This window comes from Bradyrhizobium genosp. A (assembly GCF_049949275.1).
GTDB lineage: Bacteria > Pseudomonadota > Alphaproteobacteria > Rhizobiales > Xanthobacteraceae > Bradyrhizobium.
The window spans coordinates 1,791,590-1,813,770 of record NZ_CP188196.1 but is presented as its reverse complement, the minus strand read 5'-3'; the positions used below and the strand labels follow the sequence as shown (position 1 = coordinate 1,813,770).

Annotated in this window: 20 protein-coding genes and 1 pseudogene; 11 read left to right on the top strand and 10 right to left on the bottom strand. The window is 64.6% G+C overall.

Annotation, left to right across the window (positions count from 1 at the left end):
- Positions 1–61: 61 nt before the first annotated feature.
- From ACP2YP_RS08470 to ACP2YP_RS08455, 4 genes are all read right to left on the bottom strand, one after another.
- The gene (locus ACP2YP_RS08470) at positions 62–844 is read right to left on the bottom strand and encodes a class I SAM-dependent methyltransferase (protein ID WP_426423614.1); all 783 of its coding nucleotides are present in this window, start codon (positions 842–844) and stop codon (positions 62–64) included.
- 116 nt (positions 845–960) lie between these two features.
- Complete coding sequence (gene greA / locus ACP2YP_RS08465; protein WP_426426077.1) at positions 961–1,443, bottom strand: transcription elongation factor GreA; 483 nt, start codon at positions 1,441–1,443, stop codon at positions 961–963.
- A gap of 98 nt (positions 1,444–1,541) precedes the next feature.
- On the bottom strand, positions 1,542–2,018 hold the full coding sequence (locus ACP2YP_RS08460; RefSeq protein WP_426423613.1) for a hypothetical protein: 477 nt from the start codon (positions 2,016–2,018) through the stop codon (positions 1,542–1,544).
- Between the two features lie 176 nt (positions 2,019–2,194).
- The gene (locus tag ACP2YP_RS08455; protein WP_426423611.1) at positions 2,195–2,551 is read right to left on the bottom strand and encodes a hypothetical protein; all 357 of its coding nucleotides are present in this window, start codon (positions 2,549–2,551) and stop codon (positions 2,195–2,197) included.
- Between the two features lie 380 nt (positions 2,552–2,931).
- On the opposite strand from ACP2YP_RS08455, the pseudogene ACP2YP_RS08450 reads away from it, so the two are divergent.
- Positions 2,932–3,114: pseudogene (locus tag ACP2YP_RS08450) on the top strand (peroxidase family protein); the annotation flags it as partial.
- A gap of 245 nt (positions 3,115–3,359) precedes the next feature.
- On the opposite strand, the gene ACP2YP_RS08445 reads toward ACP2YP_RS08450, so the two are convergent.
- Positions 3,360–3,878: a hypothetical protein gene (locus ACP2YP_RS08445; RefSeq protein WP_426423610.1), complete on the bottom strand. Its 519-nt coding sequence runs from the start codon at positions 3,876–3,878 to the stop codon at positions 3,360–3,362.
- Between the two features lie 39 nt (positions 3,879–3,917).
- Entirely contained in the window at positions 3,918–5,465 is a 1,548-nt protein-coding gene (locus tag ACP2YP_RS08440; protein WP_426423609.1) for an acetolactate synthase large subunit, read from the bottom strand.
- Positions 5,466–5,733: 268 nt separating this feature from the next.
- Between ACP2YP_RS08440 and ACP2YP_RS08435 the strand changes: the two genes are divergently transcribed.
- Together ACP2YP_RS08435 and ACP2YP_RS08430 are read left to right on the top strand one after the other, a co-directional pair.
- Positions 5,734–6,312, top strand: a complete 579-nt coding sequence (locus ACP2YP_RS08435) for a L,D-transpeptidase (protein ID WP_426423607.1) — start codon at positions 5,734–5,736, stop codon at positions 6,310–6,312.
- 199 nt (positions 6,313–6,511) lie between these two features.
- Entirely contained in the window at positions 6,512–7,327 is an 816-nt protein-coding gene (locus ACP2YP_RS08430) for a DUF2927 domain-containing protein (RefSeq protein WP_426423605.1), read from the top strand.
- A gap of 180 nt (positions 7,328–7,507) precedes the next feature.
- Here ACP2YP_RS08430 and ACP2YP_RS08425 read toward each other — a convergent pair whose 3' ends face one another.
- Positions 7,508–8,635, bottom strand: a complete 1,128-nt coding sequence (locus tag ACP2YP_RS08425; RefSeq protein WP_426423604.1) for a threonine synthase — start codon at positions 8,633–8,635, stop codon at positions 7,508–7,510.
- A 386-nt stretch (positions 8,636–9,021) separates the two neighbouring features.
- Between ACP2YP_RS08425 and ACP2YP_RS08420 the strand changes: the two genes are divergently transcribed.
- The 3 genes from ACP2YP_RS08420 to upp all read left to right on the top strand — a co-directional run bounded on the left by ACP2YP_RS08420 (position 9,022) and on the right by upp (position 12,322).
- On the top strand, positions 9,022–10,278 hold the full coding sequence (locus ACP2YP_RS08420) for a GTP cyclohydrolase II (RefSeq protein WP_426423603.1): 1,257 nt from the start codon (positions 9,022–9,024) through the stop codon (positions 10,276–10,278).
- Positions 10,279–10,285: 7 nt separating this feature from the next.
- A complete protein-coding gene (locus tag ACP2YP_RS08415; RefSeq protein WP_426423602.1) occupies positions 10,286–11,524 on the top strand; it encodes a URC4/urg3 family protein in 1,239 nt (412 codons plus the stop codon).
- A gap of 168 nt (positions 11,525–11,692) precedes the next feature.
- Positions 11,693–12,322, top strand: a complete 630-nt coding sequence (gene upp, locus ACP2YP_RS08410; protein WP_426423600.1) for a uracil phosphoribosyltransferase — start codon at positions 11,693–11,695, stop codon at positions 12,320–12,322.
- A gap of 10 nt (positions 12,323–12,332) precedes the next feature.
- Here the strand turns inward: upp and ACP2YP_RS08405 are convergent, their stop codons facing one another.
- Both ACP2YP_RS08405 and ACP2YP_RS08400 read right to left on the bottom strand, forming a co-directional pair.
- Positions 12,333–13,463 (bottom strand): M48 family metallopeptidase, encoded by a 1,131-nt coding sequence (locus tag ACP2YP_RS08405; RefSeq protein WP_426423599.1) that lies wholly within the window; start codon positions 13,461–13,463, stop codon positions 12,333–12,335.
- A gap of 3 nt (positions 13,464–13,466) precedes the next feature.
- Positions 13,467–14,615: a YjgN family protein gene (locus ACP2YP_RS08400; protein WP_426426076.1), complete on the bottom strand. Its 1,149-nt coding sequence runs from the start codon at positions 14,613–14,615 to the stop codon at positions 13,467–13,469.
- A gap of 303 nt (positions 14,616–14,918) precedes the next feature.
- Between ACP2YP_RS08400 and ACP2YP_RS08395 the strand changes: the two genes are divergently transcribed.
- Positions 14,919–16,184, top strand: a complete 1,266-nt coding sequence (locus ACP2YP_RS08395; RefSeq protein ID WP_426423598.1) for a cytochrome P450 — start codon at positions 14,919–14,921, stop codon at positions 16,182–16,184.
- A 94-nt stretch (positions 16,185–16,278) separates the two neighbouring features.
- Entirely contained in the window at positions 16,279–17,553 is a 1,275-nt protein-coding gene (locus ACP2YP_RS08390; RefSeq protein ID WP_426423597.1) for a cytochrome P450, read from the top strand.
- A 399-nt stretch (positions 17,554–17,952) separates the two neighbouring features.
- Here ACP2YP_RS08390 and ACP2YP_RS08385 read toward each other — a convergent pair whose 3' ends face one another.
- The gene (locus ACP2YP_RS08385) at positions 17,953–18,873 is read right to left on the bottom strand and encodes a LysR substrate-binding domain-containing protein (RefSeq protein WP_426423596.1); all 921 of its coding nucleotides are present in this window, start codon (positions 18,871–18,873) and stop codon (positions 17,953–17,955) included.
- A 125-nt stretch (positions 18,874–18,998) separates the two neighbouring features.
- Here ACP2YP_RS08385 and ACP2YP_RS08380 point away from each other — a divergent pair, with 125 nt between their 5' ends.
- From ACP2YP_RS08380 to ACP2YP_RS08370, 3 genes are read left to right on the top strand one after another with little or no spacing between them, the layout of a single operon-like run.
- Entirely contained in the window at positions 18,999–20,162 is a 1,164-nt protein-coding gene (locus ACP2YP_RS08380) for an acyl-CoA dehydrogenase family protein (protein WP_426423594.1), read from the top strand.
- A 10-nt stretch (positions 20,163–20,172) separates the two neighbouring features.
- Positions 20,173–21,276: a CaiB/BaiF CoA transferase family protein gene (locus ACP2YP_RS08375; RefSeq protein ID WP_426423592.1), complete on the top strand. Its 1,104-nt coding sequence runs from the start codon at positions 20,173–20,175 to the stop codon at positions 21,274–21,276.
- A 14-nt stretch (positions 21,277–21,290) separates the two neighbouring features.
- Positions 21,291–22,142 (top strand): FAS1-like dehydratase domain-containing protein, encoded by an 852-nt coding sequence (locus ACP2YP_RS08370; RefSeq protein WP_426423590.1) that lies wholly within the window; start codon positions 21,291–21,293, stop codon positions 22,140–22,142.
- Positions 22,143–22,181 lie beyond the last annotated feature (39 nt).

The following is a 22,181-nucleotide window of genomic DNA, read 5'->3' as shown; positions in this document are numbered from 1 at the left end:
TGATCCGGGGACTGCAAGCGGCTGCGCCGTCCGTGCGGTGCGGACAGCGCCTACGCCAGCGTCATGCCGATGGAAACGGATTTGCGGCCTTGGTGTATTTCAGCGCGCCGATACCGAAACCTTCCTGGCTGCGGTTCTGGATGAATTCCTTGTGCTCGTAGAACGGCGACAATTCGCGCCATAGCTGCGGGACGCCGCCGGCCCAGGCGCTGGTGTTGCCGCTGGACTCGCAGATGTCGTGGAACAAGATGATTCCACCCTCCCGGACGAAATGCCGGTAGCAGAGAAAGTCCTGCTTGACGCCTTCGTAACGGTGATCGCCGTCGATGAACAACGCATCGATCAACCTGCCATTGAGGAATTTCTCGACCCGCTTGACGGTATCATCGGCGTAGGACGGCATGTCGAAGAAGGTCCATTGCTGCTTCGGCGTCGCAAGCAGCTTCAGCATTTCCTTGTTCTTCACGTGCAGATCGATGCAGATCATCGTCTCCATCGTCGGAAGAAATCGTCCGAACAGGAGGGAGGTGCCGCCGTTCAGCGTGCCGATCTCAACCACGAGCTTCGGAGCCGACGCGGCGATGTAGTCGAGGGCCGACGAGATCTCGGTCTCGATCTGGCAGGAGCCGGTGCCCATATGCTGCTTGGTGAAGTCAATGACGTCCTGCACGCTCGATGCGCGCTGGTACTCCCCGATGATCTCGTCGCGCTTTTGGGTATTGAACTTGAGGCGCAGTGCTGGTCCGCTATCGGCCAGACGCTTCTTGACCTGTCTGACCGCGAGGACGGCTGGATGGAATTTCAGTTCCGTTAGTCGCTCATTGAAGGATTTGCTCAACGACATTATCGAACCTCACTTCATGCAGAGTGCCCGACAGCTCCAAATGCTAGGATCGCTTCAAATTTTGATCAACTTAAGGTTTTTGCTTGACGGCGGGATGAAACGCGGAACCCGGATCGCTACGCGATCCCGATGAGCTCGATCTCCTGAGTTCCCGAGCCGACGACGTCTCCGACGCTCTTCCCCATCAGCGACTTCGCGACCGGCGAAACGAACGAAATCGAGCCGGCCTTCGGATCGGCTTCATCTTCGCCGACGATGCGATAGGTCTGCACGCGGCCGTCGGCGCGGCTGAAGGTCACCGTGCTTCCGAAGGCGACAACATCGGTCGACGCCGGATTGGGAACCAATTGCGCCGTGCGCAGGCGTTCGGTCAGATAGCGCACGTCGCGCAAGGGCACCGCCGATTGCCGGCGCTTCTCGTTGACGTCATCGATGGCTTGCGCGGCTTCATAGGCCTCGCGTGCGTCCTGGAGCTGCTTCTGCAGCGCCTGCAAGCCTGTCTCCGTCACGAGGTTCGGATGCGGCGAGATCGGGCGATCCGGCAACAGCGTCTCGGACGCGGTCTCGGCGCTCTCTTCTTTGGTAAAGGCGACGCTCAATTCGAATATCCTGTCGAGCAGTTTTGGCGTGACCACCGCGCCATCACATCGCGATCCACCGAAATGAACCGCGCCGGGCCGCCGGCGATCGTCCTTCACTATATCTCAAGTTCGACGAAACGGCGCAGCTTGAAGACGAGGTCGGGCAGGGCCTGACGGAACCGGGTCGCGTTCTGGAACTTGGTCGAGAACGGCGCGAAGGTGATCATCGCGTTCCAGTGCCGATAGCCGTAGACCGTCACCGAGACGCCGGAGGCCGGAAAATCCTCGATCTTGCGCAACTCGCCGAGCACCAAATCGGCAATCGCGTCCGCCGGCAGAAGCCGCTTGCCGTCCGGCGTCAGGGGTTGACTGGGCGCAACCGGCTTCGCCGCCACGGCTTGATCGGATGCATCCTGGAGCTTCGGAGATTCCGCTTCCGGGATTTGCGCCACGTCCGCTACCGGTGCGGCCGCCGCCGCAGCCGGCATGAAGTCAGCAAGCGGCGGCGGGCTGGCGGCCTCTGCGCGCTTGTTGCCTCCCAGGATGCTGCTGATCATGGCCACAAGGCCAGCATCCTTCGCGTCGTCGCTCATCACGGCTTCCCCCCTGCTTGGCCCAGTCTAACACCGGTACCGGAGACCGCCACAGGGTCAGCCGATCAGATCACGCCATCGCTCCGGCATGGCGTCCGTTGTATGGCTTCCGTTGCATGGCTCCGGTTCCACCGCGGCGCAAGACGGGCGAGCACCTCGCGCCGCGGTGCGATCGGTCACTGCTTCTCGAACGGAATATATTGCTGGTACTGCTTCGGCACGGAGCTGCGATAGCGCGCCGGAACGGTGCCGGTGTCGACCGAATGGTCGATCTCCTGCTGCCGCGTCATCTTCTTCTTCGCCGGCTTCTTCTCGACACTCTTCTTCGAGCCGGCCGGCGCCGTCGAACCATCGGTGGTCGCAGCCGGCGTGGAGGTGGCGGCCGGTGCAGTGGTCGCAGCAGGCGCTGTCGTGGTGGCCGCGTCGGCCGGCGGCGTGCCGCCTGCGGCCGGTGCGCTCTGCGCCAGCGCGAGCGGTGTCTGCATGATGAGCGCCAGTGCCGCAGTCGCAACCAGCAAATATGATTTTTGCATCAGAACCTCCAAAATGCTGATCCCCAATGACGGAAGCGTAGTCCCGCGGGATCGACGCGTGCAAGTCCGTCGAAGATAGGCGGGACCCGGACTGCAAACTGTGGCCGAGATCACATTACCCATGACGACTTGACCCATGACGACTTGGCCCATCATAGGCCGATGCCGAACGCGGCGCACGCGCCGACACCAAGACGCGCACGACAATGTGTCGGGCGAGTCCCGGAACGCGCGGCGCGCGACTGATATGCAACGCGACGATCGACGAGGCGGCACGCGCACGCCGTTGCAATTTTTGCGCGAACGCGATGTTCGCTACGACAAATTGCTTGCCGATTAGGTCGGCGACGCTGACATTGCTTCGCGTCGCGATTTTCGACAACACGCCGCAGCTCGGCCCGGTCGGCGGACGCATCGTCGCCGAAGTCTTCCTCGGCATGATGTTCGGCGACGCCTCCTCCGTGCTGTCACTCGATCCGAACTGGGCGCCGGTCACCGGTCCCGATTTCCGGCTGAAGGATCTCGTGACCTACGCGCTCGGCCAGGGCGCTCCGCTGCATTGAGCTCTGATGAGATGAGACGCGACTAACGCCCCGACGAAGGTGTGTTCCCTCCCCCCTTGCGGGGGAGGGCTAGGGAGAGGGGTAGCCCAGGAAAAGGTCGTTGACGATGCACCGAGGCGAATGCGCGACGGAGAGAATCCCCGTGTGGCACCCCCCTCCCTGACCCTCCCCCGCAAGGGGGGAGGGAACGGAGAGAACGGTGCTATTGGCCGAATTTGATTCGACTTCGACCCGTCGCTCCCAGTTCAATGCGCGGTCGCCAGACCGCTCTCCGCAAGCCGCTCCGCCAACCAGAGCGACAGCGGCTGATCGACGACGCCACTGACATAGACTTCCGAAATCGTCACGTTGTGCTTGTCCAGCACCAGCAGCACGCCGATCCAATAGGCGAACCAGACATGCGGATCGGTCAGCGCCTTCAGCTTGTGCTGGTCGTGCTCCAGGGGCGTGTGATTGCTCGCCTTGCGGATCTCGACGGTGAGCAGATTGTTCGGAATCTCGCGCTGATGCACGACGACGTCGGGATAGATCGACTTGCCCAGATGATCGTCGGTCGAGATGATCGTGCCGTGCGGCAGATGCAGCGTGCGCTCGCCGAGCCGGTCGTAATTGCAGTCGACCGCCCAGCCCGAAAACTGCCGCTCGAGATAGACGGCGAAGCGGTGCGTGATCGCACGCTCGCCGATGTCCTTCTCGAACAGGAATCCCTCGTGGGCGTAGAAGTCCCGGAGCGCCGCGATCACCTTGTTCAGCTCGGTCTGCATCGTGCCTCCGGGCTTTTGGCGCTCCGTCTCGCGCGTCCCTTACATCTGCACTTCGATCAGCCGCGGCCCGGGCTCGGCGACGGCCTCGGCCAGCGCCTTGTTGAACTCGTCGGCATTGGTGACGGCGCGGCCGGGCACGCCCATGCCCTTCGCCAGCGCGACGAAATCGAGCGTCGGACGGTCGAGCCTGAGCATGTCGGTGGCGCGCTGACCGGGCTCGCCGGCACCGACATTGTCGAACTCGCCGCGCAGGATCTGGTAGATGCGGTTGGCGAACACGATGGTGACGATGTCAAGGTTTTCGCGGGCCTGCGTCCACAGCGACTGGATCGTGTACATCGCGCTGCCGTCGCCGACCATGGTGATGACCTTGCGGTCCGGGCAGGCGATCGCCGCACCGATCGACAGCGGCGTCGAGAAGCCGATCGAGCCACCCATGTTCTGGAGCCAGTCGTGCGGCGCGGCGGCCGCGGTCGGCGGGAAGAAGCCGCGCCCGGTGGTGAGGGATTCGTCGACCATGATCGCGTTCTCGGGGATCGCACATGCGATCGCCTGCGCGATCGAGGCGAAGGTGAGCGCGCCGGTCGGCTTGACCAGCTCCTGCAACGCCTGCGGCCTGACGTCCTTGGCGCTGGCCTTCACGGCGCCGGCCAGGGCTTCCAGCGCTGCGACCGAATTCTCGCCCCAGGAGGTCATGCGATGGACATCGCAGCCCTCGGGCTTGAGCATGCTCGGCTTGTTCGGATAGGCGAAGAACGCCACGGGATCGTCGGACTCGACCAGCACGATGTGACGGAATTTCGCCAGCATCGGCAGCGCGTTCTCGATCACATAGTGGATGCGGTCGATCGAGAAGCGGCCGCGGCCGCGCGCCATCTTGGGACGGAAGGTCGGGCCCATGACGGTGCAGCCGGTCTTGCTCGCGATGCGCTCGGCCAGCGCCAGGCCCTTCTCGCTCAGCGCGCTCCCGGTCATCAGGAGCAGCGTGCCCTCGCCGTCGCCGTGCAGGATCTTGGCGGCCTGCTCGACCGCCTGCGGCGAGTAGCTGGCGCGCTGCTGCTCGGCTGGCACCTCGGCGATGCCGTCGGCCTCGTTCCAGGCGGTGTCGGCGGGCAGGATCAGGGTCGCGATCTGCGGCGGGGCGCTCTTGGCGGCGGCGATGGCGGCGGCACCGTCAGCGGCGACCGATTTGGAGTCTGGCGAGGTGCGGACCCAGGACGACATCGGCCGGGCCAGACCCTCGATGTCGGAGGTCAGCGGCGCGTTGTAGCCGATGTGGTAGACGGCATGCTGGCCGACGATGTTGACGATGCCGGAATTGGCCTTCTTGGCGTTGTGCAAATTGGCAAGGCCGTTGGCGAGGCCGGGGCCGAGATGCAGCAGGGTCGAGGCAGGCAGGCCCTTCATGCGGAAATAGCCGTCGGCCGCGCCCGTCACCACGCCTTCGAACAGGCCGAGCACGCAGCGCATGCCCGGCACACGGTCGAGCGCCGCGACAAAATGCATCTCGGAGGTGCCCGGGTTGGTGAAGCAGACGTCCACCCCGCCCTTGACCATCGTCCGCACCAGGCTTTCCGCACCGTTCATTCTGTCTGCTCCCGCAACCGGCTATTTCCAGTGATCTGTCCGAACGATCATTGTTCGCGGGCCCCGTCAAAGCAAGAGCCGGCATTGCGGCCCTGCCCCGCATGGCGATTTGCCGGCTTGGCTCATGCTTTTTCGGTAAATTGGCGTGGTTGCCGATTTGGTAACGCCAACCGCGGGAGACGACGCCCCTCACGGCCCCGTGGCTTGCGGAACGTACGCGAATATGGATTCTAGCTTTCGTTGAATCGATTTTTTACTGGGGGAAGCAATGATCCGGTTTTTTGCCGCGCAGGTGACCGCAATGGCGCTCTTGCTGGCCGGTGCGGCCGACGCATCCGCGGCGGGGATGATAGACTTCACAGGCACCAGCTCCGCCGGCTATCTCGGCGGTGGCGGCGCCAGCCCGATCCCCCGCACCACCGTCATGTATCCGACAAATTACGCGCCGGGCACCGTCGTGGTGAATACCGCCGAGCGGCGGCTCTATCTGGTGCTCCAGGACGGCCAGGCCCTGCGCTACGGCATCGGCGTCGGCCGCGACGGCTTCCGCTGGGGCGGGGTGCACAGGATCACCGCCAAGAAGGAGTGGCCGGATTGGACGCCGCCGTCGCAGATGGTCGCCCGCCGGCCCGACCTGCCGCGCCACATGAAGGGCGGCATCGAGAATCCGCTCGGCGCGCGCGCGATGTATCTGGGATCGACGCTCTACCGCATCCACGGCTCCAACGAGCCGGAGACGATCGGCCAGGCGGTGTCCTCCGGTTGCTTCCGGATGACCAATGACGACGTCACCGACCTCTACGGCCGCGTCGGGGTCGGCACCACCGTGGTCGTGCTGAATAACTAGGGCTTGGGCCGGCTTCCGTAGGGTGGGCAAAGGCGCACTAGCGCCGTGCCCACCATGTTTACGCAGCTTCGATCAAAATGGTGGGCACGCTTCGCTTTGCCCACCCTACGGCACTGCGCTTGAAAGCGGCAGGAACCCGCAGGGCGCGTGAATTTGCGGACTTGTGCGCGCCTCACGGATACGGCAGCGTCGCGCAACGATGAGCGCATTGGTCCCGCCCTCGGCTGCCCTTCGCTTCGCCCTGCTGGCGTTTGCAGCGCTCACATGTGTGCTTGACACCGCACCCAAGGCAACCGCCGGCGAGCTGCCCGCGATCGCGTCGCGCCAGCGCGCCGAGAAGAAGAGCTTTACCGACGCCGAGATCGTCGACGGCTTTCTCAAGACCGCCTTCGGCGCTGAATTTCACCTCGCCGGCCGCGTCGACCGCATCCGCAAGTTCGAGGGACCGGTGCGCGTGTTCGCCGAGACCGACCGTGCCGACCGCAAGGCGCAGCTCGCAAAGGTCGTGGCCGACATCGGCGCGCGCGTGCAGCATCTCGACATCGCCATGACCGGCACCAGCGAGTCGGCGAATGTGCGGGTGAAGCTCGTGCGCGACCGCGACCTCTACCGCACCATCGCGAGCTTCTACGGCGCGGAGAAGGCGCGCGAGATCCGCACCTCGCTCGATCCGCAATGCCTGTCCGGCTTCCGCAAGAACGACAATTTCGAGATCGAGCATTCCGACGTCATCCTCACCGTCGACAAGGGCGACTTCACCTTCCTCGACTGCGCCTATGAGGAGCTGCTGCAGTCGCTCGGGCCGATCAACGACACCGCGAGCGTGCCGTGGACGATGTTCAACGACAATGTGTCGATGGGCTATTTCGACGTCTACGACCAGTACATCCTCAACCTGCTCTACGACCCCCGCATCAGGCCCGGCATGACCGTGCTGGAGGTGAGATCGGTGCTGCCCGAAGTGCTCACCGACGTGCGCGCCTGGGTGAAGCGCGTGAATGATTTGAAGGAGTGAGGTTCTTCTTTCCCTCTCCCCTTGTGGGCCCCTTGTGGGAGAGGGTGGATCAATCGCGCTCCGCGCGATTGAGACGGGTGAGGGGTATCTGTCCTCACGAACAATCTTGTGCGTGGAAAGAACCCCTCATCCGGCGCTTCGCGCCACCTTCTCCCACAAGGGGAGAAGGGAAGAAACCCTCTACTGCACGAGATCGGCGACGGTGGTCGCAGCCTTCAGCCCGGTACCGGTGAGGACCGCGACCGTGGTCTCGTTCGCCTTGATGGCGCCGGTGGCGGAGAGTTTCTCCAGCGCCGCAGCCGCACTGGCGCTGGTGGGTTCGGCGAACAGACCCTGCCGCGCAAGACGGCGCAGGGCGGCGACGATCTCGCCCTCGGTGAGCGCAATTGTGCCGCCGCCGCTTTCGCGCAGCGAGCCGATGATCTCGCGCAGCCGCAGCGGCTGCTTGATCGCGGTGCCTTCGGCGATGGTCTTGTTGACCTCGCGCGCGACAGGCGTATCGACGCCGGCTTTGAAGCTGGCATCGATCGGCGAGCAATTGAGCGGCTGAGCCGCAAACAGGCGCGGCAGCTTTGCAATCTGCCCAGCCTTCAAGAGCTCGCGGAAGCCGAAGGCGCAGCCGAGCAGACTGCTGCCGGCACCGACGGGGACGATGACATTGTCGGGCGCACGAAAACCGAGATCTTCCCAGATCTCATAGGCGAGCGATTTTGTGCCCTCAAGGAAGAACGGCTGCCAGTTGTGGCTGGCATAGAAAGTCTGGCTCGACTGCCTGATAGCCTCGGCCTCCGATTCCTCGCGCGGGCCCTCGACGAGCTGCACTTCGGCGCCGTAGGCACGCACCTGCGCGATCTTGGCCGGCGAGGTCGAGGCCGGCGCCAAAATCTTCACGCGCATGCCGCCGGCCGCACCGAGACCAGCCATCGACGAGCCGCCATTGCCGGAACTGTCCTCCAGAATGGCATCGACGCCGATCTGCCGCAGGAAGGACAGCATCACCGCAGACCCCCGGTCCTTGAAGCTGCCGGTCGGATTGAACCATTCGAGCTTGAAGAACGGCCGCAGGTCACCCCAATCCTGCTGCACGAGCGGCGTGCAGCCGGCGCCGAGCGAAATCGGGTCCTTGATCTCCACCGGCAGCGCCGCCCGGTACCGCCAGAGTGACCGCGTGCGGCTGTCAATGTCGTCGCGCGAAATCCCCGCGCCCGGCGTCACCAGCAGCGGCGTGCGCTCGTCCGAGCACCAGCGTGGCTCGTGAAGCGGATAGAGCGTTCCATTGCGGGGATCGATGTAGCTGGCGGCGGACATGGCGCACTCCGGGGTGGGGCCGAAGCGGTAGGATATGTCTGATTGCCTGCATCTTGCCTAGTTTGATGCCCGCGCCGCCGCCGCCGGCGCGAGCCCCAAGCTTGCGGCAAGCGAAATAATTAAGATATTTCAATGCATTATATAAATCACCGGAAGTCGAGCGCTGTCATTCGACTGCTTCCGGGACGTGGCAAACTGGAAAGACGCGCCATATCTCCATTTGGTCGAATTTGGCAATGACGGCCCTGCCCGCCCCATACGATTAACTTGTCTGTCGTGGCTGGCCGTTACAATATGATGGATTGCGTCGCCGGGCTCTGTTCCGGCGACGCCGCAGAGCCAGGCCCGTCCGAGCGGCGGGCCGTTGGCTTTTTGGGAGTTTGGGCATGAGCCGCGCGAACCGTACCGACCACATCCGCCTCACCTCGCACCCGGAGCCGGGCCGGAAAGCCGCCTTTCCGATTCACTGGGGCGCAGCCGATGCACGGACCCGCGGGCCGATCATCGGCACGGTGTCGCGTGCACAGGACCGCAACGTGATCGGCAGCCATGGCGGCTCCTACGCGATGTACCGCGCGCTCGCGGTGTCCGCCGGCGCGCTCGATCCGATCCGGCGTCCCGATCTCACCAACACGTTTCCGGCGGCGACCATCGGGCCGTTCGAGCAATGGCGCGATCCCGCAAAGATCGTCGCGCTCGATCCCTGGGGGCATCTCGTCGCCGAGAATTTCGGCAAGGACATCGCCGAAGGCGTCGATATCCGCCCGAGCATCGCGGTGACGCGCGCACGGCTTGACCTGCCCGAGATCCGCGAGGCGCTCGCGGCCAAGCGGCTGCGTGCCGACGGCGAGGTCGTGCATGCCAATGGCAGCGTCTCGGTGGTGAAGATCGCGATCGATCCGGTCTGGTACCTGCCCGGCCTTGCGGAGCGCTTCGCGACCGGCGAAACCGAGCTGCGCCGTACACTGTTCGAGCAGACCGCCGGCATGTTCCCCGAGCTGGTGACCCGGCCGGACATGAAAGTGTTTCTGCCGCCGATCGGCGGCACCACGATCTACATGTTCGGCGACGTTACCAAGCTGCCGGACCACCGCACAAAAATCACCTGCCGCGTGCATGACGAGTGCAACGGCTCCGACGTGTTCGGCTCCGACATCTGCACCTGCCGGCCCTACCTGATCCACGGCATCGAGGAATCCGCGCGCGGGGCGCAGGAGGGCGGGCTCGGGCTCGTCATCTACAACCGCAAGGAAGGCCGCGCGCTCGGCGAGGTCACCAAATTCCTGGTCTACAACGCGCGCAAGCGCCAGGAGGACGGCGACGCCGCCGCCGCCTATTTCGAGCGCACCGAATGTGTCGCCGGCGTCCAGGACGCGCGCTTCCAGCAATTGATGCCCGACACCATCCACTGGCTCGGCCTGAAGCGCATCGACCGCTTCCTGTCGATGAGCGACATGAAATACGACGCGCTGACCTCGCAGGGCATCGATATCGTCGAGCGCGTGCCGATCCCGCCGGAGCTGATCCCGGCCGACGCCTATGTCGAGATCGCCGCGAAGAAGGCCGCCGGCTATTACTCGACCGACATTGCGCCCGAAAAGGACGTCGACGGCGTGGTCGGACGTTCGCTGGAAAAATACTGATCGATTGATGGCGAACGTTTTGGAACGAGAGGCGCGCGCGCTGCTCACCGCAAAGGCGGTCAGCGCGCGCGCCGGGCAAATGCTCGACATCGGCCTGCAGGGCGGGCTCACGCATTTCACCATCGATCTCGATCGCATGGATGGCGTTGCGGAGGCCGTGCTGGCCGTCACGCGCAAAGCCTATCCGACGCTCGACATTCCCTTCCACGCGCGGTGGCGGCATTTTGTGTTCGGCGGCGTCGACCGCTGGGCGCAACTGGCCGACACAGCATCATGGCCTGATCGCGCGGCGCGGGCGCGCGCGGAGTTCGACCTCGCCATCGTCAGCGTGCTGCTCGATGCCGGCGCCGGCGCGACGTGGCGCTATCGCGACGCGGTGACGGGGCAAGGCATCGGCCGCTCCGAGGGGCTGGCGCTCGCAAGCCTCGACATGTTCGCCGGCGGCCTCTTTTCCGGTGACGCGCGCGCACCGTTCAGGGCCGATGCGGACGTGATCGCCAAGCTGCCGCTTGCCGCGTTGACGTCGGCGTTTCAGGCGAGCGATGGCAATCCGCTGCTCGGCCTCGAGGGACGCACCGATCTGCTGCGGCGCCTCGGCAAGCAGGTCGCGGCACGCCCCGATGTCTTCGGCATGCAGGACACGCCGCGACCGGGCGGCCTGTTCGATCATATTGCCGCGCAGGCAACGAACGGCGCCATCCCCGCGCCCGCAATCCTGTCCGCGGTGCTGAACCAGCTCGGACCGATCTGGCCATCTCGGCTCGAGCTCGCGGGCGTCCCGCTCGGCGATTGCTGGCGCCATCCGGCGATCAAGGCCGATGATGCGACCGCCGGCCTCGTGCCGCTACACAAGCTGTCGCAATGGCTGAGCTATTCGCTGATCGAACCGCTGCAGCGCGCCGGATTTGAGGTCACCGACATCGACGGCCTGACCGGGCTTGCCGAATACCGCAATGGCGGCCTGTTCGTCGATCACGAGGTGTTGCGCCTGCGCGACCCCGCGGACGCCGATCGCGCGCATGCGGTGGATTCGCTGCTCGTCGTGGAGTGGCGCGCGCTGACCGTCGCGCTGCTGGATCGTGTTGCGGAGCTTGTTCGCGCCAAGCTCGGCCGCACGCCTGAGTCGCTGCCGCTCGCCAGCATCCTGGAAGGCGGCACCTGGGCCGCGGGTCGGGCGATCGCGTTTGCGCGCCGTCCCGACGGCTCACCGCCGCTCAAAGTGATCAGCGACGGCACTGTGTTTTAAACCCTCTCCCCTTGTGGGAGAGGGTGGCTTCGCGAAAGCGAAGCCGGGTGAGGGGTATGTCTCCGCAGGCACATCTCTCATTGTAATTCGTGGAGAGAACCCCTCATCCGGCGCTTCGCGCCACCTTCTCCCACAGGGGGAGAAGGAAAGAAGCAAGAGCATCCGATCATGGAAGGCGTCACGATCGTCGATCATCCGCTGGTGCAGCACAAGCTGACGCTGGTGCGGGACAAATCGATCTCGACAAAATCGTTCCGCGAGCTGATCAAGGAGATCGGCATGCTCCTGTGCTACGAGGTGACGCGCGACCTGCCGCTCGCCGACACCGTGATCGAGACGCCGCTGGCGACGATGCACTCGGCCAAGATCGCCGGCAAGAAGCTGGTGTTCGTGCCGGTGCTGCGCGCCGGCACGACCTTCGTCGACGGCATGATGGATCTGGTGCCGACCGCGCGCGTCGCGCATATCGGGCTCTACCGCGAACCACACAGTTTTGCCGCGGTCGAATACTTCTTCAAATCGCCCTCCGATCTCGGCGAGCGCCTCGCGATCGTGGTGACGCCTGTCGTCGCGACCGCCAACACGGCCGTCGCCGCAGTCGACCGGCTGAAGGAGCGCGGCGCCAAGGACATTCGCCTCGCCTGCCTGATCGCAGCTCCGGAGGGGCTCGAGCGCCTGCGCGGCTTGCATCCGGACGTGCATATCTGGACCGCCGCGGTGGATGAAGGCCTCGACGAGAACGGCTTTATCCTGCCGGGCCTCGGCGACGCCGGCGACCGCGCCTACGGAACGCGGTAAGCGAGCAAGCTCAGATCTTCCCGCTGCCGCAAATGCCCTTCAGCGCCTGCCACTCCGTGTCGGTCAGCAGCGGCGGGCCGCTGGCGGGACGGTCCTCCTTCGTCATGCGCGCGAGGCGATCCTCGGTCAGCGGGTGGCTTGCCAGGATGGTGAAGCCGCTGTCGCCTTCCTTGCCGGTGATGCGGAACATCAACTCGGCCGCGGGCTTCGGCGAGCGGCCGAGCTTGTGCATGATCTCGATCGCGAAGGTGTCGGCATTGGTCTCGGCTTCGCGCGAATAGGAGGCTTCGACCAGGCTGCGCGAGGCGAAGATCACGGCGGAGGAGCCGGTGACGTCGCCGAACAACAGGCCGATCAGGAACGAGGTGCCACCGTTGTAGATCAGGCCGCGCATGTTGTCGTGATGCTTGAGATGGCCGAGCTCGTGGGCGAGGATGCCGGCGATCTCGTCGGGACTTTCGGCCTTGTCGAGCAAGGCGTTGAGCACGAAGACCTTGCCGCCCGGCAGCGCGAACGCATTCGGCACCGAGCTTGGCAGCACGCCCGCCGTCATCGCATCGTCGTCGAGCCCGGCGGCATCGCGCAGGCGGTTGACGAGCTTGGAAAAAGCCGCCTGGCCAGCCGGATCGCTGCAGGACTCGCGGCCGAAGATGGCCTTCATCTGGACCTCGGACGCATCGCCGATCCGCCGCTCGATCGGTTTCGGCACCAGCGGCGCCAGCCGATCCGCGGCGAGCGGCACGCCGAACAGCACGACGCAGACGATGGAGACGGCGGCGGCAACCGACCAGCCGACGATCTTTGCAACACCACGCCGCGTGGTCTGGTGCTCGTCGAGCCGCGGACATCGTGCGACGAGATCGGCTCCGAAAGCCGCATCGCGAATCTCGAGCCGCGCCAGCGACGGCGCGGACGTCGAGGTCAGGCGCAGGATGCCGGCCGGACTGTCGGCGCGGCGGATTTCGTCATAGGCCCAGCGCATGACAGTCGAGCCGGCCTCTACGTCGCTCAGCTCGGCGATCTCGAGCGCGTCACCGAGCGTCAGCATGACCTGCCGCCGACGGCTCGATAGTCCGTCGAAGAAGATCGCGGGCTGTCCGCGCTTGGTCTCGGCGCCGGGCTCGGCGGTCACATTACTCATTGCTCAAAATCCCGCGACATCCAGACCATCGGCAAAGCCTTCGCCGAGCGCGCTGGCGAGCTCGCCGCTGGCGCGGACATCGGCTGCGGCTCCAATATCGTGCACCGCGACGGTTTCCAGCACCTTGGCCCAGAGATCGCGCTGGAGATAAACGCGCATGATGATGTTGATGGCAAGGGCAACGGCGAAATAGCCGACCACCATCATCACCAGCATGGGGATGCTCCTGGCGTGAGCATTTGGCCCGAGTATCTGGTCGACCGGAAGGCCGCTCAGCTTGACGGCGAGCGCGGTGGCTCCGCCAATGTAGAAGCCGAAGATGGTGATCAGCAACATCCACCAGCCGATCACTTTCCAGTAGAGGCCGTAGAAGGCGTTATGGGACAAATCCGAGGACAGGCTGACGCCGCCGATGCGGATGCCGTTGAGCCACCAGCGCCATTCGCGCGCCTTGAACTCGGCATAGAAGAACGGCGCGAGCGGGAAGATGATCATTGCGATCGGGCTCAACAGCCACAGCCACCAGCCGCGCTTGAAGAACTCCCAGCCGTTACCTTCGAAGTCGCCTTGCAGATCGCCGAAATACGTGTGCTGCATCTTGTAGCGCTCCAGCGACGCCTCGCGCCACGGCAGCGCGAGACCGAGCGTAAGGAACACCAACAGGCCCCACAGCATCGCGCGGAACGAATAGACCCAGCCGGAGCCGTCCATCCAGAAGCGCACGCCGCGCCAGACCGTGCGCGTCAGACGATAGCGTCGCGCGCGAAAAATCGCGAACTGGCCGAAGGCATAGAAGGAGATGAACAGCGGCGTGGAGGCAAAACCCCTCCAGCGCTCGAACTCGATACCGACCAGGAAATAGGCGACGTAGATCGGCACCAGGATCGCGAGCGCGAACAGGAAGCCGATCAAGAGCTCCTTGCCGCGGCCGGTATATTCGGCGGCGTCGCCGTCGATCGCGGTGTTCGACCACAAATGGCGGCGGATGTCGGTGACGAGCCAGAACCGGTAGAAGCCAAAGGTGACGAGCTCCAGCATGGCACCCTTGGTGACCATTTTGCGGAACTCGGTGCGATTGCCGGTGAAGTCCACCCGCGAGGGCGGCAGCGGCGGCGGGACCGGTTCGGAGGGGCCGGCGGGGGTCCATTGCATGTCGTTCACGGCAGCAACCTCGGGATGCGGATCTGATCCGCTCAAACTATAGATCAGAGATTGGTCGATCCCCAAGACGGGCGGGTTCGATTTACCTCGGTTTCGAGCGATTTCTCGCACAGTTCTCCCCTGGGACAGTGTGTCAGAAGTCACGCCGGAGGGAGCACGGCCGGTGCTCTCACAATGGCTGGATGTGGTAAAACTCGCCCTTGCTACGGCGCAGACAACGCGCTGTAATTGCAACCCAAATACCGCAGCGCAGAATTCAACGAGAACGCGCGGTTCATGTCAGGGAGAGCGGTCATGCACGGGACCATCGAGAGCGCGGCAAAGATCGACGCATTGCGCGAGCGCGCGTCGTCACTTCCGCTGGACCAATACGATCCCGGCGATCCCGAACTGTTCAGGACCGATACGTTCTGGCCCTATTTCGACCGGCTGCGCCGTGAAGATCCGGTGCACTATTGCAAGGATTCGATGTTCGGGCCGTACTGGTCGGTGACGCGCTACAACGACATCATGGAGATCGAGACCAACCATTCGGTGTTCTCCTCGGCCTCCGCGCTCGGCGGCATCACCATCCGCGACATCGACCCCGACCTGCGCCGCGAGAGCTTCATCTCGATGGACCCGCCGCGGCACGCCGCTCAGCGCAAGACCGTGGCGCCGATGTTCACGCCGACGCATCTGGACAATCTCGCGCTCAACATCCGCGAGCGCTCGGCCGAGTGCCTGGACAATCTGCCGCGCGGTGAGGTGTTCGACTGGGTCGACCAGGTCTCGATCGAGCTCACCACGCAGATGCTCGCGGTGCTGTTCGACTTTCCCTGGGAGGACCGCCGCAAGCTGACGCGCTGGTCGGATATCGCCACCACCATCCCCGGTCCCGACGGCCTCGTCGCGACCGAGGACGAGCGGCAGGCTGAGCTGACGGAATGCGCGGGCTATTTCGCGCGTCTCTGGAAGGAGCGCATCGAGCAGCCGCCGAAGAGCGACCTGCTCTCGATGATGGCGCACGGCGCCGCGACCCGCGACATGGACGCGCGGAACTTCCTCGGCAATCTCATCCTTTTGATCGTCGGCGGCAACGACACCACCCGCAACACCATGTCGGGCTCGCTTCTCGCGCTGAGCCAGCATCCGGAGCAATACCGCAAGCTGCGCGACAATCCCGCGCTGCTCGACAGCTTCGTGCCCGAGGTGATCCGCTGGCAGACGCCGCTGGCGCATATGCGCCGCACCGCGCTTGCCGATTTCGAGTTCCGCGGCAAGCGGATCAAGAAAGGTGACAAGGTCGTGATGTGGTACGTCTCGGGCAACCGCGACGAGGAGGCGATCGAGAAGCCTTATGACTTCATCATCGACCGGGCCCGCCCGCGCACGCACCTCTCGTTCGGCTTCGGCATCCACCGCTGCGTCGGATTGCGGCTTGCCGAACTCCAGCTCAAGATTATCTGGGAGGAGATCCTGAAGCGGTTCGACCATATCGACGTGGTCGGCGAGCCGAAGCGGGTGTATTCGAGCTTTGTGAAGGGTTTGGAAACGTTGCCGGTCAAGATTGCGGCGTGACCGCAGAATTATAGTGTATAACATTGGCACTTGCGACGACGCCCCTCGCGCCGCCACCGCGACGGCGTGAACGAACACACTGGAGCGACTGCCCATGAACATTCAAACCCCTGTCAAGGCCGACAAGGCCGAACGCATGCGGCGCGCGCATGAGGAAGCCTATGCGACCCCGCTGAAGAATTTTCATCCGGGCGCGCCGCGGCTGTTTCAGGACGACACCTTGTGGCCGTGGTTCGAGCGCCTGCGCAAGGAAGAGCCGGTGCATTACTGTACCAACGCGCCGATCGAGCCGTACTGGTCGGTGGTGAAGTACAACGACATTATGCATGTCGACACCAATCACGGCCTGTTCTCGTCCGACTCGACGCTCGGCGGCATCGGGATCCGCGACGTGCCGCCCGGCTATGACTGGCCGAGCTTCATCGCGATGGACCAGCCCCGGCATTCGTCGCAGCGCAAGACGGTGTCGCCGATGTTCACGCCGACGCATCTGGACGAGCTGGCAAAGCTCATCCGCCAGCGCTCGCAGACCGTGCTGGACAATCTGCCGCGCAACGAGACTTTCAACTTCGTCGAGCGCGTCTCGATCGAGCTGACGACCCAGATGCTAGCGACCCTGTTCGACTTCCCCTGGGAGGAGCGGCGCAAGCTGACGCGCTGGTCGGACGTCGCGACCGCACTGCCCAAGAGCGGCATCGTCGAATCCGCCGAAGAGCGCCGCCGCGAGATGGACGAGTGCTACGCCTACATGTCGAAGCTGTGGAACGAGCGGGTCAACTCGGCGCCGCGCAACGATCTGCTGTCGCTGATGGCCCATAGCGACTCCACGCGCTTCATGGATCCCGACAACCTCATGGGCAACATTATCCTGCTCATCGTCGGCGGCAACGACACCACGCGCAACACCATGACCGGCTCGGTGCTGGCGTTGAACGAGAATCCCGAGCAGTACGACAAGCTGCGCGCCAACCCGGCGCTGATCGACACCATGGTGCCCGAGGTGATCCGCTGGCAGACCCCGCTGGCGCATATGCGGCGCACCGCGCTTGCTGATACCGAGATCGGCGGCAAGCAGATCAAGAAGGGCGACCGCGTCGTGATGTGGTACGTCTCCGGCAATCGCGACGAAGAGATGATCGAGAAGCCGAACGAGTTCATCATCGATCGCGCCCGGCCGCGCACGCATCTCTCCTTCGGCTTCGGCATCCACCGCTGCGTCGGCATGCGGCTCGCCGAGCTCCAGCTTAAGATCGTCTGGGAGGAGATGCTGAAGCGGTTCGACCGGATCGAGGTGGTCGGCGAGCCGAAGCGGATCTATTCAAGCTTCATCAAGGGATATGAGTCGCTGCCGGTGCGGATACCGGCCTAAGGTGGCGTCCGCGCGGCGCTGAACTCTCTCCCCTCACCCTGAGGAGCCTGCGCAGCAGGCGTCTCGAAGGGCGAGGCCACCGGCCGGGCCTTCATCCTTCGAGACGCGCGAAGACGCGCTCCTCAGGATGAGGACAAACACCTCCCGCGCGGCTATAAAATTCCGGCATGACAGGTCGCACCAGATGCGAAGGGCCAGCTGCGGGCATGTGTCCTAAGCATTCACCGAGCGCTGGCTTCGCTCCCTCGCCCCGCTTGCGGGGAGAGGGTTGGGGTGAGGGGGAGTCTCCACGGGGACGGTGACAGTTCGAACTCGCGGAGACTCCCCCTCACCCGGAATTTGCTACGCAAATTCCGGCCTCTCCCCGCAAGCGGGGAGAGGCGAAGAAAGCAACGGCGCTCAAGCCAGCTTGATGTCCCAGACGCCTTCCTTGCGGCAGGCGGCAACCTCGTCGCGCAACAGTGCGGTGACGGCCAGCGAGGCCGTCGAGGGCGGGCGGTCGATCGGAGAGGCGAAAATGAGCTCGCGTGACATCGGCTTCGAGACGGCAGCGGTTTCCAGCCGTCCGTCCGCGACCTCGGCGTGGACCGACGATGGCGGCAGCAGCGCGAAGCCGAGGCCTTCCTCGACCAGGCTCGTCAGCACGCGGAACGAATCTGCTTCCAGCTGGACGTTGAGCTTGATCTTGCGCTGGGCGGCGGCATGCTCGATCAGCGCGCGGAGGCCATGGGAATGACTGGGCAGCACCAGCCGCTGCCGCAGCAGCCAGCCGATATCGACGTTCTTCTTGCGCGCGAGACCGCAGCCGCGCGGACCGACCGCGACGATGTTGTCGCGGCCGAGACTCTGCACATTGAGATGCAGATCGGCCGAGCGGCCGTAGAGGATGGCGAGATCCATTTCGCCGCGATGCAGCCATTCGACGATGTGGCCGCTGTAGCTTTCGACGATGCGCAGCGAAATGCCGGGATATTTTTCGACGCAGCGCCGCGCAAAGCGCGCCGACAGCACGCAGCTCACGGTCGGAACCAGGCCGAGCACGACCTGGCCCGACGGCGGGCCCTTGGCCGACTGGATGTCGTCGCGGATCTGGTCGATCTGCCGCACGATGCCGGAGGTGCGCGCCAGCAGCAGCCGCCCGGCCTCGGTCAGCACCATGCCGCGGCCATTGCGGGTGAACAATTCGGTGCGCAGCTCGTGCTCCAGCAGCTTGATCTGCCGGCTGAGCGCCGGCTGCGCCACGCGCAACGTGTCGGATGCTTTGCTCAGGCTACCGAGCTCCGCCACGCAACTGAAGGTCCTGAGCTGCCGGAAATCCATGCTTGCCAATCCTGGAAGGCTACTCCATACGCTATAGCAAATGAGCATAGGGGGATGGCGTTGTTTTCACAACGCCGGGGGATCGGCCGGCGTTATCTTAACTGCCGCTATCAACGGGAAACGCCATGAGCGAAGAACACGAAGATCACGCCGACATCCGCGAAGCCGTCGCAAAGTTGTGCGCGCAGTTTCCCGGCGAATACTGGCGCAAGCTCGATCGCGAGATGGCCTATCCCACGGCCTTCGTCGACGCACTGACGCAGGCCGGCTATCTCTCGGTGCTGATCCCCGAGGAATATGGCGGCGCGGGCCTGAAGCTTTCGGCGGCGGCTGCAATCCTCGAAGAGATCCAGCGTGCGGGGTGCAACGGCGGCGGCTGCCACGCCCAGATGTACACGATGGGCACGGTGCTGCGGCACGGCAACGACGAGCAGAAGGCAAAATACCTGCCGAAGATCGCAAGCGGCGAATTGCGGCTGCAGGCGTTCGGCGTTACCGAGCCGACCAGCGGCACCGACACGTCCTCGCTCAAGACCTTCGCGCGCAAGGAAGGCAACGACAGCTACATCGTCAACGGCCAGAAGATCTGGACCAGCCGCGCCGAGCATTCCGACCTGATGGTGCTGCTGGCGCGCACCACGCCGAAGGAGCAGGCCAAGAAGCGCACCGATGGCCTTTCGGTGTTCATCGTCGACATGCGCGAGGCCAGGAACAACGGTCTCGAGATCCGCCCGATCCGCACCATGATGAACCACGCCACCACCGAAGTGTTCTTCACCGACATGAAGGTGCCGGCGGAGAATTTGATCGGCGAGGAAGGCAAGGGCTTTCGCTACATCCTCTCCGGCATGAATGCCGAGCGCATTTTGATCGCGGCCGAATGCGTCGGCGATGCCAAATGGTTCATCGCCAAGGCCACCAACTACGCCAAGGAGCGCGCGGTGTTCGGCCGGCCGATCGGCCAGAACCAGGGCATTCAGTTCCCGATCGCCAAGGCCTACGCCTCGATGCGCGCGGCCGAATTGATGGTGAAGGAAGCGACGCGGAAATACGAGGCCGGGCTCGACTGCGGCGCGGAGGCCAATATGGCGAAGATGCTGGCGGCCGATGCGTCGTGGGAAGCGGCGAATGCCTGCATCCAGACCCACGGCGGCTTCGGTTTCGCCGAGGAATACGACGTCGAGCGCAAATTCCGCGAGACGCGGCTGTATCAAGTCGCGCCGATCTCGACCAATCTCGTGCTGTCCTTTGTCGCCGAGCACGTGCTCGGCATGCCCCGCTCGTACTGAGGCCACCATCATGGGAGCATTGGACGGGATCAGGGTGATTGCGGTCGAGCAAGCGGTGGCCGCGCCGTTCTGCTCGTCGCGGCTGGCGGATGCGGGCGCGGAGGTGATCAAGATCGAGCGGCCCGAAGGCGATTTCGCCCGCGGCTATGACGCGGCGGCCAAGGGCCAGAGCAGCTATTTCGTCTGGCTCAACCGCGGCAAGCAGTCCGCGGTGGTCGATCTCGCCACCAAGGAGGGGCGCGCCGAACTGGAAAAGCTGATCGCGAGCGCCGACGTGCTGGTGCAGAACCTCAAGCCCGGCTCGATGGACAAGCTCGGCTTCTCGCGCGAGCGGCTGTTGAAGGATTATCCGAAGCTGATCTCCTGCACCATCACCGGCTATGGCGACGAAGGTCCCTACGCCCACCGCAAGGCCTATGATCTGCTGATCCAGGCCGAGAGCGGGCTTGCCTCGATCACCGGCAATCCCGACGGCGCCTCGCGCGTCGGCATGTCGATCGTCGATGTCGCGACCGGCGCCACCGCGCATGCCGCGATTTTGGAAGCGCTGATCGCGCGCGGACGCACCGGCAAGGGCTGTGACATCCGCATCTCCATGTTCGACGTGATGGCGGACTGGTGCACCGTGCCGCTGCTCAACGCGGAGGCCGGCAATCCGCCCAAGCGCATGGGCCTGCGTCATCCCTCGATCGCGCCCTATGGCGTGTTCACCTCGCAGGACGGCAAGGACATCCTGATCTCGATCCAGAGCGAGCGCGAGTGGAAAACGCTCTGCGCCGAGGTGCTGGACCAGCCCAACCTGCCCGCCGACCCCCGCGTCGCCAACATGGTGGAACGCGTGCGCAACCGCGATTTCACCGACAAGACGGTCGCGGATATCTTCGGCAGGATGACGCGCGACGAGCTGCTGAAGCGGTTGTCCGATGCCGACATCGCGTTTGCCGAGGTCAACACCATGACCGACCTCACCAACCATCCACATCTGCGCCGCATCGAGGTGGATACCCCGAACGGCCGCGTCAGCTATCCCGCGCCGGCGCCGATCATCGTCGGCGAGACACGCGCTTACGGTGCAGTACCCGCGATCGGCGAAAATCCCCAAGCCAGGAAATAACAGAGCGAGGCGTCATGACCGGGAAGCTCGACATCGATCATCTCAGGCAATGGATCGGCCGCAGCGAAGAGGCGACCGACATCGTCACCGCGCAGCTCGTCAAAGGCCTGCGCGCGACGCTGTTCCAGGAGGTCGGCGAGCCCAGGACCGGCGACGCCGCGCCGTTCACGGTGCATTGGTGCCTGGCACAGCCGGTGTTTCCGATGTCGATGCTCGGCCCCGACGGCCATCCGACCCGCGGCGGCTTCCTGCCGCCGGTGCCGCTGCCGCGCCGGATGTGGGCCGGCGGCGAGATCGAGTTCCTGCAGCCCTTGCGCGTCGGCGATGAATCGACCCGGACCTCGCGCATTGCCGACGTGCAGGTGAAATCAGGCTCGACCGGAACGCTGTGCTTCGTCTCGGTCGAGCACAGCATCTCCTCGCCGCGCGGCGTTGCCATCCGCGAGCGGCAGGACATCGTCTATCGCGAGATGACGAGCGGCGCACCCGCTGGCGCCAAGGACCCGCCTCCGCCGCCGAAGGCGCAGCATTGCGAGACCCATCTCTCCGATCCCGTGCTGCTGTTCCGTTACTCCGCACTGACCTTCAACGGCCACCGCATCCATTATGACCGCGATTACGTCACCAAGGTCGAGGGCTATCCGGGCCTGATCTTCCACGGACCCTTGCAGGCGGCGCTCATCATCGAGATGGCGGCAAAACTCCGCAACGGCAAGTCGCCGAAGAAGTTCACCTATCGCGGCCTGCAGCCGCTGTTCGAGGGCAGCGAGTTCTCCATCAACGCCAACGAGACTGCCGATGGCATGGAGCTGTGGACCGCGAATGCGGAGGGGCAGCCGACGATGAAGGGAACGGCGGTGTGGTAAGCCACCGCTGCCTCCTCCTCGTCATTGCGAGCGCAGCGA

Bases quoted from the DNA above. Each gene is read 5' to 3' on its own strand.
- ACP2YP_RS08470 (WP_426423614.1), bottom strand. From the start codon at position 844: ATGTCGTTGAGCAAATCCTTCAATGAGCGACTAACGGAACTGAAATTC.
- ACP2YP_RS08460 (WP_426423613.1), bottom strand. From the start codon at position 2,018: ATGAGCGACGACGCGAAGGATGCTGGCCTTGTGGCCATGATCAGCAGC.
- ACP2YP_RS08455 (WP_426423611.1), bottom strand. From the start codon at position 2,551: ATGCAAAAATCATATTTGCTGGTTGCGACTGCGGCACTGGCGCTCATC.
- ACP2YP_RS08445 (WP_426423610.1), bottom strand. From the start codon at position 3,878: ATGCAGACCGAGCTGAACAAGGTGATCGCGGCGCTCCGGGACTTCTAC.
- ACP2YP_RS08440 (WP_426423609.1), bottom strand. From the start codon at position 5,465: ATGAACGGTGCGGAAAGCCTGGTGCGGACGATGGTCAAGGGCGGGGTG.
- ACP2YP_RS08435 (WP_426423607.1), top strand. From the start codon at position 5,734: ATGATCCGGTTTTTTGCCGCGCAGGTGACCGCAATGGCGCTCTTGCTG.
- ACP2YP_RS08430 (WP_426423605.1), top strand. From the start codon at position 6,512: ATGAGCGCATTGGTCCCGCCCTCGGCTGCCCTTCGCTTCGCCCTGCTG.
- ACP2YP_RS08425 (WP_426423604.1), bottom strand. From the start codon at position 8,635: ATGTCCGCCGCCAGCTACATCGATCCCCGCAATGGAACGCTCTATCCG.
- ACP2YP_RS08420 (WP_426423603.1), top strand. From the start codon at position 9,022: ATGAGCCGCGCGAACCGTACCGACCACATCCGCCTCACCTCGCACCCG.
- ACP2YP_RS08415 (WP_426423602.1), top strand. From the start codon at position 10,286: ATGGCGAACGTTTTGGAACGAGAGGCGCGCGCGCTGCTCACCGCAAAG.
- upp (WP_426423600.1), top strand. From the start codon at position 11,693: ATGGAAGGCGTCACGATCGTCGATCATCCGCTGGTGCAGCACAAGCTG.
- ACP2YP_RS08405 (WP_426423599.1), bottom strand. From the start codon at position 13,463: ATGAGTAATGTGACCGCCGAGCCCGGCGCCGAGACCAAGCGCGGACAG.
- ACP2YP_RS08400 (WP_426426076.1), bottom strand. From the start codon at position 14,615: ATGCAATGGACCCCCGCCGGCCCCTCCGAACCGGTCCCGCCGCCGCTG.
- ACP2YP_RS08395 (WP_426423598.1), top strand. From the start codon at position 14,919: ATGCACGGGACCATCGAGAGCGCGGCAAAGATCGACGCATTGCGCGAG.
- ACP2YP_RS08390 (WP_426423597.1), top strand. From the start codon at position 16,279: ATGAACATTCAAACCCCTGTCAAGGCCGACAAGGCCGAACGCATGCGG.
- ACP2YP_RS08385 (WP_426423596.1), bottom strand. From the start codon at position 18,873: ATGGATTTCCGGCAGCTCAGGACCTTCAGTTGCGTGGCGGAGCTCGGT.
- ACP2YP_RS08380 (WP_426423594.1), top strand. From the start codon at position 18,999: ATGAGCGAAGAACACGAAGATCACGCCGACATCCGCGAAGCCGTCGCA.
- ACP2YP_RS08375 (WP_426423592.1), top strand. From the start codon at position 20,173: ATGGGAGCATTGGACGGGATCAGGGTGATTGCGGTCGAGCAAGCGGTG.
- ACP2YP_RS08370 (WP_426423590.1), top strand. From the start codon at position 21,291: ATGACCGGGAAGCTCGACATCGATCATCTCAGGCAATGGATCGGCCGC.